The organism is Klebsiella sp. S69, assembly GCF_016516145.1.
Classification (GTDB): domain Bacteria; phylum Pseudomonadota; class Gammaproteobacteria; order Enterobacterales; family Enterobacteriaceae; genus Klebsiella; species Klebsiella oxytoca.
On the sequence record NZ_JACVUU010000031.1, the window covers coordinates 34,070 to 45,920 of the forward strand.

Here is an 11,851-nt window from a genome sequence, read left to right on the forward strand (position 1 = left end):
AAAAACTTTTTGAAAATATCGAATGGCGGAGACGTTGCACAAGTGTCAGACAGGCAGCCCCCGATCTTTCACAACCGTTTTCATAACCAGTGTTGAGGTAAGCCGCTGCACACCTGAGATATCAGAGAGTTTTTCATCATACAGCTCCTGAAAAGCCGGCAGGTCACGGGTGATAACATGAAGCAGATAATCGGGATCGCCAAACAGTCGCTGCGCCTGAATAATTTGCGGTATCTCCTCTACTGCTGCCTCGAAGGTGGCGACCGCCTGTCGGTCTCCCTCGCGCAGGGTGACGAAAACTATGGCTGAAAAGTTCAGCCCGAATCTGGCCGGATCCAGATGCGCCCGGTAGTCGCTGATTACCCCTTCCTGCTCAAGGGCTCTGACCCGGCGCTGGCATGATGACAGGCTGATCCCCACCCGTTCCGCCAGGTCAGTGAGCGAAAGCCGCCCGTCCTTCTGAAGTTCTGCAAGAATATTGCAGTCTGTTCTATCCATTCCTGAAAACCTCCCGCTTTGTCTCATTTTTTAAGCTGTAAATGAAAGCACATTCCGCTTACAAAGCGATATTCTTTCTTCAACTTTTAACGTATTCGTCAGGTAAAGGTTCCCCTAGATGCAGCTTTCTGACACTGATAAATGCCCGGTCAGCGATGGGGTCGATAAGGATTACGCCACATGTCACTGAGTATGTTCGCCGCCTTCTGGGCTGTTTCCGTGCTTTTCGTAATCACGCCCGGCGCCGACTGGGCTTACGCCATTTCAGCCGGCATCCGGGGACGCCGGGTTGTGCCGGCGGTTGCCGGCATGCTAAGCGGCCATCTTGTTGCAACGCTCATAGTGGCAGCGGGGGTCGGCTCAGTCATTGCAGGCACGCCGGGCGTACTGACGCTCCTTACCGTAGCCGGGTCGGCCTATCTGCTCTGGCTCGGCCTCGGCATGTTGCGCCATCCGACAGCACCGGCGGCGGGGCAGAATGATGATGCAGGCTCGCCACTGAAATGGGCGCTCAAGGGCTTTTACATCAGCGGGCTTAATCCGAAGGTTTTTTTGCTGTTTCTTGCCCTGTTGCTCCAGTTCACTGACGTCCACGCTGCCTGGCCGCTTCCACTGCAGATGATCGCGCTGGGGCTGGTGCATTTGATTAGCTGCGGCGTGGTCTACCTGCTTGTGGGGTATGGCTCCGGCACGGTGCTTGGGACGCGACCGCGCGCCGCACAGAATGTTAGCCGGATTTCGGGCAGCCTGATGATCATTATTGCGACCCTGCTGCTGGCAGAGCAGTTTCTCTGACGCATGGCCATAGAGGTTTATAACAACGCATCATGCAGCAGGGACTCTATGAATACACTCAACAGCCCGAGCTTTATGGTGTCCTGCAGGCCGAGCAATACAATTAGCGTTGCGAAAGCTGGTATTATCGCCCCCGCAACATCCTTCATCAACGTAACGAATTAGAAGAGAAAACCATGTCATCAGTCACACTGACACATCTGAAAAACCTCAAGCAGCGCGGCGAGAAAATCACCATGCTCACCTGCTACGACGCCACGTTTGCACACGAGCTGAGCACTGCAGGCGTTGAGATGCTTCTTATCGGCGATACGCTGGGGATGATCCTGCAGGGCCATGACAGCACCCTGCCGGTCAGGCTGGAAGATATGGTTTATCACACGGCCTGCGTTAAGCGCGGAAACAACGGCGGCTTCATCATAGCCGACCTTTCATTCATGACCTGTTCTTCGCCTGAGCAAGCACTGCACAGCTCCGCGCAGTTAATGCAGGCCGGTGCGCAGATGGTCAAGATTGAAGGTGGGGAATGGCTGTGCGACACAGTGCGTCAGCTGACGCGTAACGGTATACCAGTTTGCACCCATATTGGACTCACCCCTCAGTCGGTTAACGTCTTTGGCGGTTTTAAAGTGCAGGGACGTGACAGCCATCAGGCGGCCGCACTCGTCGACACCGCGAAAAAGCTTGAAGAAGCCGGCGCGGCAATGGTATTGGTTGAAGCCGTCCCCGCCTCGCTGGGCAGAGCGCTGAGCGGGGCTGTGTCCATACCAGTCATCGGCATCGGCGCTGGTCCGGATACAGATGGACAGGTTTTAGTGCTGCACGACATGCTCGGCCTGAGCATCACCGGCAGGGCCCCGAAATTTGTCAAAAATTTTATGAAAGGACAGCACGACATTCAGGGCGCGTTAAAAAGTTACATTGCCGCCGTCAAAGACGGCAGCTTCCCGGCGGCGGAGCACTGCTACTCAGAATAAGTTACAGATGCAGCCGCTAATATAAGCGGCTGCATCTGTAATCTGGCTAAAGAGACTAATCATCGACGTTCGCTTCTCGCTCACAGTGGACTTTCTGCTCAGTGAATCCGTCCACTCCGTGCCAGGAGCGGACATTATGAAAAGAGTAGTTTCGCGGCTTGAGGGCACTCCAATCTCAGCTTGAGAAATCCCCCTGAGGTGACAAATATTCTGCTGCTTGCTATACCTGTCGGGCTGTAAACCTCAAGAATTCAGCTATTCTTCGAATACCGCCATGACGCTGCCGACATTCTGTATGTGGGCACTGAACCGATCGCCGGGCCGCGCGGTTACCATCGGTCCCAGCGCACCGGTGAGAATGACGTCGCCACTCTTTAATGGAGTACCACGCCTGAAGAGTTGGCGGGCGAGCCAGACGGCTGCATTCACTGGGTGCCCCATGCACCATCGACCATGCCCATCCGATACCTGTTTACCATTTCGAAAAAGCGTCATAGAACTGTCAGCAAGGTCGATGTTCTTCAGCAATGTTGGCTGAGATCCGGCGACGTAAAGTGCAGCAGCGGCATTGTCCGCTACGGTATCCGTTATGCGGATGTCCCAGTCATGATAACGGCAGTCAACAACCTCCAGCGACGCGGCGGCAAATTCAGTTGCGCGTAACACGTCAGTAAAGGTAATGCACTCATGATTAAGATCCTGCCCTATGACCAGCATTATCTCAGCTTCAATCCTTGGTGCGATTAGCTTTCCTGCAGGTATAAGCCCGCCATGTCCGATTTCCATGTCTGCGAACAGAGTGCCAAAATCTGGCTCTGATACTTTAATCTGCTGCTGTACAGCCGTCGAAGTCAGCCCGATTTTTCGCCCGCTGATGCGGCGGCCAGACGCAATATGAGCTGCAATATTGTGTTGCTGTACCGCGTAGGCTGTATCAATATCGGTATCACCTATGAGATTTCTTATCGGCTCACAGGGCTGTCCCTGTTCTTCGGCTATCCGCAGGCGGTCTGCCGCCTCTGTAATAAGCATTTGCTGGTCCAGCACTATTACCTCCTGTCAGTCTTCGGATTATTTCGCTGCGAAGCATTCAACTTCAACCTTTGCATTCATCGCCAGGCCACTAACCGCAACCGTGCTTCTGGCCGGAAGGTGGTCAGGTTTGAAATAATCTTTGTAGACGCCGTTGAAAGAAGGAAAATCTTTCATATCACTGAGGAAGACGGTGCACTTGATGACATCATCCATCTTATAACCCTGAGAGGTAAGAACCTGACTGATATTGTCCATGGTCTGGCGGGACTCTGCTGTGATACCGCCCGAGATCAGCTTTTGAGTAGCCGGAACTAACCCGACCTGTCCTGACAAATAGAGGGTTTCATTAACCTTTACCGCCTCAGAGAAAGGTAAATCGCCTTTAACAACGACTCCGTGATTTGGTCGTGAAACATCAGCATTTGCCTGACCGATCTGTAACGTAAGTAAAAAACCTGCAATTAACACTCTGGTTTTCATCATATTTCCTTTTCTGAGTTTTAGGAAAGCTGTACATCTGCTCAATTTCTGCAGGCTGTCGATGCTCAATCGTGTCTTCTGGTAGTAAGTCCTTCATCCTGTATGCAGTGTGATAACCGCGAATACTTGTGCCACCCGTTACTCTTCAAAGTCCCCGTAAGCAGATGACAGGTTAACCACAGGTACGATATCCGGACCGGATAAATGGGTACAGACCCAATAAAATCAATATTGATGGACACAGATTAAGGCTGCAGGAATAAAGGGACGCGAAGAAAGCATGTATACACTCAGCAGGCAAAAACTGGGTTAAGGTCTCAGGGCTGAGTAACTCATGCGCCTCTACAGTTTTGCAGCTTACTTTCCATCTCTCTAAGTGAGCAGTATTACGAAGCCCTCTGAAGGGCAACGTAATAAATGGCTTAAAGCCTGATATGAGGCTCAGAGGAATATTTTCGGTGAGCAGTTTGTTTACCGTCCGCGCACCACGCAGGAATTTACGTTAACCGGAAAAAGAAGAAGCGTCAGAATTAACCCACTCAGGTATGCACTTCATCATCATTCCTGCGCAATGATCGCTTTGCCTGGCGGCTGGCCAGTTCTCCAAGTTTTTGTATTCCGCTGACATACTGATCGGTTAGTTCGAAGCAGACGGCAAGCCGCAGGCAATGACTGAACGCTTTATTTCCTGAGCATAATAACCCAGGCATGCAAATGATTTTTTCATCTAAAGCCGCATGAAACAGATCCAGCGTATCAACGTCACGGGGCAGCTCCAGCCAGAGAATGAAACCGCATTGAGGGCGGCTGACACAGGTCCCTTCCGGAAAGTGACGGGATAAGAGGGCCCTGACGGCATCAATCTGTTCGTTGTAACGTTTCCTGAGAAACCGCAGGTGCAGATCGTAACCACCGTTTTCCAGAAACAATCCCAGCGTTTCCGTCAGCAACCCGGGTTCGGCAACTGTGGAGGTAAACTTCATCTGTCGGGCAATGTCCCGAAAACGCCCCGCTTCGAGCCAGCCAATCCGGAAGTCTGGTGCCACTGTTTTGGTATAGCTGGCGCACACCATCACCCATCCATCCGTATCAAATGCTTTGATATTCGGTACAGGAGACTGCCCGTACTGGAGCTCGGCATACATGGCGTCTTCAATAATTGCTACTTCATAGATGTGACCCATTGTCGCAAGGCGCCTGCGATTTTCTTCCGGCATGGTGAAACCCAGCGGGTTGTGGCCGCTGGGAATAGTTATTACTGCAGAGACATCTCCCTTTTTTAAAATTTCTTCCAGACTGTTGAGGCACATACCCGTCTGAGGATGAGTAGGTATTGCCACCGCTTTTCTTCCCATTTCTTCCAGCATCGGATAAAGGTTATAAAATGTGGGAGTTTCAACCGCTACGCTGTCGCCGGGCTTTGTTGAGGCTCTTACTGCCAGATTCAGTGCTTCCATTGCACCATGGGTGATCAAAATATCTTCAGCGGATAACAACATCCCCATATGTGTACCACGGCGGGCAATCTGAGATCGCAGGCGTTCGGAGCCCGGGGGAAGCACATAAGTTGACTGTAGATGGGGGGAATTCCTCATAACGTGTGAAGTCAGTTTTTTTATCCTGGTAACGGGATAAAATCCTTCACCAGAAGGGCAAGCAAGAGCAAGGTCGGTGTATTCCACTTTTTGCTGGTTCTGCAAAATGAGTGAAAGAAGCCGGCTGATACCGGAAAGTGGCAGTGTATTGTCAACGGCGCTGGGATTATGGACAGTTCTGAGTTCAGGCAGCGTGGTGCTGACAAAATACCCAGCCTGAGGGCGGACCAACAGGATCCCCCGATCTTCCAGGAGTCTGTAGGCGGTTTTAACCGTATTAATGCTCACATTGTGTGTATGCGCATATTCCCTTATCGACTGAATACGCTCCCCGGCTTTCAACAATCCGGTGCTGATTGCCCGGACAATGTCCGCAGCGATTTGTTCATAAAGATGCATGGGTAAATATCGTTTCAGCTGATAATCAGTAACTGATAATTGTGTCTTTTCTTTCTCAAAAATGAAACTCCGTACAGGCAATTAAACACTAACTGTGCCCATATAAAATCAATGCCCCTGTGTCTGTACCCATCCCCTCACAGGGTGTAGCATCGGGCAATACTGATTACTATTTCTCTTTGAAGGTAAATTATGGCCAGCGTTGCTTTTCGCCAGGTTGATGTCTTTACGTCTGTCCCATTTCGGGGTAATCCGGTTGCCGTAATCATGGATGCGCGTGAGCTATCATCCGTGCAGATGCAGGAAATTGCCCGCTGGACCAACCTTTCTGAAACCACATTTGTACTGCCCCCGGAAAGCGAAGACGCGGACTATAAAGTCCGAATTTTCACGCCTGAAAGCGAACTCCCTTTTGCTGGCCATCCTACTATTGGTACGGCCTGGGCTCTTATTGAGTCGGGTATAGTTAATGCAATAAACGGGTTAGTGGTGCAGGAATGCGCTGCGGGCCTGATTAATCTGACAGTTGCCAAAGACGCGACAGGGTTCGTATCGATCGCATTCGATTTACCTGAACCTGATGTTACAGCACTCACAGAGATGCAGGTTGACCGTCTGGAAGCACTGCTTGGATGCACACTGGACCGTTCGTTGACCCCCGCGCTGGTAGACGTGGGTGCAAAGTGGATTGTCGCCCACGTAAATGATGCCGCCGCGGTGATCGGAACCGCACCGGAATACGAAAAACTCGGCGAACACGATTTAGAAATGGGCGTGACAGGTATCTGTATTTACGGTGAGTATGCCGATGAGGCCGGGCTGAATATTGAGGTCAGGTCATTCGCACCGGCATGCGGAGTTAACGAGGATCCCGTCTGTGGAAGCGGAAATGGCAGCGTTGCGGCATTTATGCGCCATCACGATGTGAAATTACCGGAAAACGGGCTGGTGCTTTCCTCACAAGGACGGGTTATTGGACGAGACGGAAAGCTGCAGCTGAGCATTGAAAGCGGTAAAATTCGCGTGGGTGGAAGCGCAGTAACCTGTATCAAAGGCACATTCAACTACTGATTTTCCTGCAGAAACAGAATCGCGGTAAAAGGAGATAGCATGTCGCAGGAAAATACGGGCAGACTGGCAACATTTAGTACCCGCCAGCTGATAATGACCATTTTATTTTTTGTCATCCCTCCTCTGTTCTGGGCTGGAAACTATATTGTGGGCCGGGCAATAAGAAATGATGTCCCCCCCGTAACATTAACCTTTGTGCGCTGGTTAATTGCACTGGCGATCGTTCTTCCCTTTGCGACACCGCACATCATACGTGATTACAGACAGTATATTCAGCACCCACTGAGGATAATCGCTGTATCACTGAGCGGCATAGCAGTCTTCAGTCTTCTGGTTTATTACGGGCTGCATTACACGTCAGGGACAAACGCGCTGTTACTGAACTCATGTGTTCCCGTGCTCATCACATTATTTTCGTGCCTTTTTTTTAAAGCCCGGCTGAATCATCTACAGATGATTAGCGTTATCATTTCGTGCTGCGGTGTATTAACGATAATCCTTAAAGGCGACCTCAGTGCGCTTTTCCACCTTGAGTTCTCTTCAGGTGATCTGCTGCTGCTTGCGGCCATGGCGTGCTTTGCTTTCTATACACTTTGGCTTCGAAAGTTGCCCGCAGATATCAATAAACTGGGGTTGCTGGGGATGCAGGTGATAATTACGCTGATTGCTATTACACCTCTTTTTTTCCGGGAGTACTTTTATGGCACTCAGGTCAACTGGAACTCTGTGACCATTTCGGGAGTGATTTTTCTTGGCATATTCCCTTCATTTGTATCGTATCTCTTCTATGGCTGTTGTGTTGAAGCTGTGGGTGCTTCCCGGGCGGGATTGAGTATCCACCTGATCCCTGTATTTGGTGTGGTGCTTTCAGTGATCTTTCTGGGTGAGCACATACAGCTCTTTCACATTATGGGTATCAGCATAATCCTCTCAGGCGTAGGTCTGGCAAACGTTAAGCAAAAAGGTAGACATTCATGACTCGTGAAATTTTTTATTCTGCAGAACTGCCTGTTCCGGTCGGCCCTTTCCCTGCAGGCGCTGCATACGGAAACCTTGTTTACCTGTCCGGCTGTGTGGGTCAGATCCCGGAAACTGGTGAACTCGCTGGAGAGTCTATTCAGGAACAGGCCCACCAGGCGTTGAAGAATATTTTTTCTGCAGTTAAAGCCGGCGGAGGCACACCCGAAACAATCATCAAAGTGAACTGCTACCTGCTCTCGATGAACGACTTTGCGCCATTCAACGAAGTTTACAAAGAATTCTTTAATGGGAACCAATTTCCGGCAAGAACCTGCATTGCGGTTGCCGAACTGCCGCTGAATGCACGCGTGGAAATTGAAGCCGTGGCATTCAGACCCTGAACTCTTAATAAATTGCTGAGCCTGAATTGAGTAAGGAGATAGTTATGAGCGTAGAACGTGTACGTGCTTTTCTTGAAAAGAAAGGGGCTGCTTTAACCGTAACAGAACTTAAAGATTCCACAGCTACGGTTAGTCAGGCCGCTGAAGCCTTTAACGTGCAAGCCGGTCAGATAGCAAAATCTCTGTCGTTTCGGGTAAATAGCGGCGTGATTGTGCTGGTGATGGCGGGCGACCGTCGCTTGAACAACAAAAAATTTAAGGATTATTTCGGCGTTAAAGCGCGCATGCTGCCGTCAGAAGATGTTCTGGATGCTACAGGATTTGCTCCCGGAGGCGTCAGTCCGCTGGGTATCAAGCCAGAGGTCGCTGTGTTTTGCGATGAGAGCCTGAAGAATTATAACGTGGTCCTGCCGTCTGGCGGCAATAGCCGTTCAGGTGTCAGGATTTCACCTGATATACTTGCGAATATTACCGGTGCCATCTGGGTAGACTTGTGCGGAGAGTAGTACTGTACGCATAAAAATATTATCCAGCCAGCATCCACAATAATAATCTGCGGTGACAGCGGGAAACGTCTACTTATTGATTGCAAGCAGATGTTTGCATATAAGTGTTACAGGAACACCCTAACTTTTTATAAATAAGCTATATATCATAGTGGTTGATTTTCAGGCCGTAAAGTTAGATTCCAGGGGTGAGCTACTTCCGGTTAGCTGGGAGCTACTCTGCATAAATATCCGGGTTCAGGTACATCTGAACCTTATATTTTCGTCGCTTCACAACATCACGATGTGAAGAGTGATAAAACCAATATGAAATACTTTATCTGATTATGACCATTGAGCTTTCAGGAGTCGCGATGATATTTTCCGGTGATAAATTTTTTTGGTGTTGGGGTACTGACAACTTACGATTTTGCTGTTCTCGTCCCAGGCGACGATAAGAGTTTGCGTTTATTCCGGGGGAAGCGTTCTATCATACATCTCCGGATACCCGATCTCTGAGACTTTCGTTTTCAACCGCCACTGAAAGTGATCTTGTCCTGGCTGTATTACGGTTAAAACAGTCTCTGTGATTATCACCCAGGAGCGTCGGAAGCAGTTGTTATTTTACTGGCTCTATCTCTGAAAGGAACATATCCCTGAAACCTAAACATTTACTGCTTATCCAGGCAGGAACTCCACCGGAAGCTATTCGGGACGCTCAGGGCGACTTAAGCAGCTGGTTTGCCGAACTGTTCAGACATCACGTGGAGTCCTTTGAAATAAAGCGCGTATTTGAAGGAGAAAGTCTGCCTCCGCCTCATGCTAATACCGTTGCAGTCATCAGTGGCTCATGGTCGATGGTCACAGAACGGCTGGTATGGAGTGAATACGTTGCTGAGTGGGTACGTAAGGCGGTAAGCCTTAATGCACCCGTTTTTGGCGTCTGCTATGGTCATCAGTTAATGGCGTATGCGTTGGGCGGTACGGTGGGATGGTTGCCTTCAGGACGGGAAACAGGCACCAGGCGGGTTAATCTTACGCACGCGGCAGCGGAAGAGCCGCTTCTGAAAGGCTATCCTAATGGCTTTAATGCACACCTGACACATCTGCAGACCATTCTTTCGTTGCCACCCGGAGCAGTCTCTCTGGCCACGTCTTCACAGGATGCCAATCAGATAGTCCGGTATGGTAGCCATGCGTTTTCCACACAGTACCATCCCGAATTTACCACGCGCATCAGCAGAGGTCTGATTGCCTGTCGAGCCGGAGTTCTGAGTGACGAAGGCTATGACGTGAAGCAGATGCTGAACGAGGTGGTTGACACGCCAGAAGCCACGGAAGTTTTGCACCGCTTCCTGGACCGATACTTCAAAAACCCTGAATCACCTATTTGTCCATAACCCACAGAGAGAACCATAATGCCTTATGTAAATATTAAAGTGACCGGCGGAAGCGAAGCGCCTTCACAGGAACAGAAGTCGGAAATTATTCGTGAAGTTACCTCCTTGCTCGCCCGGGTACTCAACAAAAATCCTGCCAGCACGGTTGTTATCATTGACGAAGTTTCCATGGATAACTGGGGCCTGAATGGCGAAAGCGCCACGGTACGGCGTGCCAGACCCTCAAATACCGAAACAGAGAGTTCCTGATGAAAAAGTTAGGTTTGATTGGCGGCATTGGTCCTGAATCAACGCTTATTTATTACAAAAAACTGGTCTATGGGGCTCAACAGCGAACGGGAGAGCATTTCTATCCTAATCTGACTATTGAGAGCCTGAACGTATTTGACGTGCTCCGCTTTTGTCAGGAAAAGGATTACGCTGGTCTGACGCGTTACATGATGGAGGGGGTAAATAACCTTATTTCCGCTGGGGCCGAGCTGATTGCCCTTACCGGGAATACTCCTCATATCATCTTTGATGAGTTACGCGCTCGTTCTGCAGTACCGATGATCAGCATTGTCGAGGCGGCAAGTGAATGGGCAACAAAAGAGAAAATCAGCAGAGCAGGTCTGCTGGGCACCGCCTTCACCATGCAAGAAGAGTTTTTCAAAAAACCTTTTGTACAGGCAGGCACTGCCATTGTGACTCCTGTGGAAAGTGAGATGCACTATATCGCAGAAAAAATTTCTTCTGAACTCGAGCATGGTATTGTTCGCCCAGAAACACAGAGATCCTTCCAGCGCATTGTCAACAGGATGGTGGAAGATGAAGCCATTGATGCTGTCATACTGGGCTGCACGGAGCTCCCTTTAGTGTTTAAAAAATGCAACCTTTCGGTTAGGGTACTCGACACGCTTGAAATACATACTCAGGTCTTGCTCAGAGAAGCCTTTCTTTAACACGAAGTACATCTGCCCTATGCTGCATGAAGGCAGCATAGGGCAGAACGGTTAAACGGACTATTGGGATGTAAGAAAAACTCGTCGAACAGACTGTTACAGGTGCCGGATCCTTCGGCGAAGGCAACTTTTACAGAGTATTTATCAGGATGATTGGTATGAATTCATTTTCATACCGTCGCAGGGTAAGGAAATAACAATCGAGAACCAAACCAGAAAAGATCCCGTCAGTTATGATTTTTGTTAAGTGGTTTCACGATACGGCTGATAATGTCCAGATCAATCTCTGTACCGTCATTAATTGCCCACCGTATAAAACTACTGCCTTCCATTAAGCTTAATATCTGGAAGGCTTTCTGACGCGTATCACCTTCTCGGAACAGCTCTCCATCAGCAATTCCCTTCTCGATTGTCTTTTCTAGCCATTCGAGTTGAATATGCAAATACTTACGTGTCAATTTTTGCATCTTGTCAGGCAGAACGGCCATTTCTGCAGCTAATGCTCCACACAGAGGGAGCATTCCTTCGGACATTGCGGCTTTGAATAAAGCAGCGAATGCACTAAGTCGCCCAAACGCATCGGGGTATTCGCACTCGATTTTCCGGAAGTCAATTATCGACCGCTCAATGTAAGTCTCAACGATGATCGCACCAAGGTCTTCTTTTTTTGGAAAATGATGATGAATGCTGGCTTTACGAATCCCCACCATTTTTTCCAGGTCCGCATAGCTGAATGCAGCATAACCTCTGGAGCGTAACATATACTCTGCTGAGTTTATTAATGATTGTCGGGTATCAGTTGACATCTTGGATT

14 protein-coding genes and 1 pseudogene are annotated in these 11,851 nt (G+C 49.5%); 10 read left to right on the top strand and 5 right to left on the bottom strand.

The genetic code is table 11. The features are described from left to right. Positions 1-45: 45 nt before the first annotated feature. On the bottom strand, positions 46-498 hold the full coding sequence (locus IAE27_RS25450; protein ID WP_200092987.1) for an Lrp/AsnC family transcriptional regulator: 453 nt from the start codon (positions 496-498) through the stop codon (positions 46-48). A gap of 180 nt (positions 499-678) precedes the next feature. Here IAE27_RS25450 and IAE27_RS25455 point away from each other — a divergent pair, with 180 nt between their 5' ends. Beyond that, positions 679-1,293 (top strand): LysE family translocator, encoded by a 615-nt coding sequence (locus IAE27_RS25455; RefSeq protein ID WP_049071332.1) that lies wholly within the window; start codon positions 679-681, stop codon positions 1,291-1,293. Positions 1,294-1,469: 176 nt separating this feature from the next. Then, positions 1,470-2,270, top strand: a complete 801-nt coding sequence (panB, locus tag IAE27_RS25460; protein ID WP_200092988.1) for a 3-methyl-2-oxobutanoate hydroxymethyltransferase — start codon at positions 1,470-1,472, stop codon at positions 2,268-2,270. A 255-nt stretch (positions 2,271-2,525) separates the two neighbouring features. Here the strand turns inward: panB and IAE27_RS25465 are convergent, their stop codons facing one another. From IAE27_RS25465 to IAE27_RS25475, 3 genes are all read right to left on the bottom strand, one after another. After that, positions 2,526-3,302, bottom strand: coding sequence for a 2-keto-4-pentenoate hydratase (locus IAE27_RS25465; protein WP_200093060.1), 777 nt, complete (start codon positions 3,300-3,302; stop codon positions 2,526-2,528). Positions 3,303-3,341: 39 nt separating this feature from the next. Continuing rightward, complete coding sequence (locus IAE27_RS25470; protein WP_200092989.1) at positions 3,342-3,788, bottom strand: RidA family protein; 447 nt, start codon at positions 3,786-3,788, stop codon at positions 3,342-3,344. A gap of 536 nt (positions 3,789-4,324) precedes the next feature. Next, positions 4,325-5,779 carry a PLP-dependent aminotransferase family protein gene (locus tag IAE27_RS25475; RefSeq protein ID WP_200092991.1) on the bottom strand — a complete coding sequence of 485 codons (1,455 nt, stop codon included), beginning with the start codon at positions 5,777-5,779 and terminating at the stop codon, positions 4,325-4,327. Between the two features lie 192 nt (positions 5,780-5,971). On the opposite strand from IAE27_RS25475, the gene IAE27_RS25480 reads away from it, so the two are divergent. The 8 genes and pseudogenes from IAE27_RS25480 (at position 5,972) to IAE27_RS25510 (ending at position 11,037) form a co-directional block, all read left to right on the top strand. Continuing rightward, on the top strand, positions 5,972-6,850 hold the full coding sequence (locus tag IAE27_RS25480; protein WP_200092993.1) for a PhzF family phenazine biosynthesis protein: 879 nt from the start codon (positions 5,972-5,974) through the stop codon (positions 6,848-6,850). A 39-nt stretch (positions 6,851-6,889) separates the two neighbouring features. Next, positions 6,890-7,828, top strand: coding sequence for a DMT family transporter (locus tag IAE27_RS25485; protein WP_200092995.1), 939 nt, complete (start codon positions 6,890-6,892; stop codon positions 7,826-7,828). After that, on the top strand, positions 7,825-8,211 hold the full coding sequence (locus IAE27_RS25490) for a RidA family protein (RefSeq protein ID WP_200092997.1): 387 nt from the start codon (positions 7,825-7,827) through the stop codon (positions 8,209-8,211). Before IAE27_RS25485 ends, IAE27_RS25490 begins: the two co-directional genes overlap by 4 nt. A gap of 44 nt (positions 8,212-8,255) precedes the next feature. Next, complete coding sequence (locus IAE27_RS25495) at positions 8,256-8,717, top strand: YbaK/EbsC family protein (RefSeq protein ID WP_200092999.1); 462 nt, start codon at positions 8,256-8,258, stop codon at positions 8,715-8,717. Positions 8,718-9,163: 446 nt separating this feature from the next. Continuing rightward, positions 9,164-9,286 (top strand): annotated as a pseudogene (locus tag IAE27_RS29715) (PLP-dependent aminotransferase family protein); the annotation flags it as partial. A 66-nt stretch (positions 9,287-9,352) separates the two neighbouring features. Continuing rightward, positions 9,353-10,096, top strand: a complete 744-nt coding sequence (locus IAE27_RS25500) for a glutamine amidotransferase (protein ID WP_227685302.1) — start codon at positions 9,353-9,355, stop codon at positions 10,094-10,096. Positions 10,097-10,114: 18 nt separating this feature from the next. After that, a complete protein-coding gene (locus IAE27_RS25505) occupies positions 10,115-10,345 on the top strand; it encodes a tautomerase family protein (RefSeq protein WP_200093001.1) in 231 nt (76 codons plus the stop codon). Continuing rightward, positions 10,345-11,037, top strand: coding sequence for an aspartate/glutamate racemase family protein (locus tag IAE27_RS25510; protein WP_200093003.1), 693 nt, complete (start codon positions 10,345-10,347; stop codon positions 11,035-11,037). The genes IAE27_RS25505 and IAE27_RS25510 overlap by 1 nt, the downstream gene beginning before the upstream one ends. A gap of 227 nt (positions 11,038-11,264) precedes the next feature. On the opposite strand, the gene IAE27_RS25515 is transcribed toward IAE27_RS25510, so the two are convergent. Continuing rightward, a complete protein-coding gene (locus IAE27_RS25515) occupies positions 11,265-11,843 on the bottom strand; it encodes a TetR/AcrR family transcriptional regulator (RefSeq protein ID WP_200093005.1) in 579 nt (192 codons plus the stop codon). Positions 11,844-11,851: the final 8 nt, after the last annotated feature.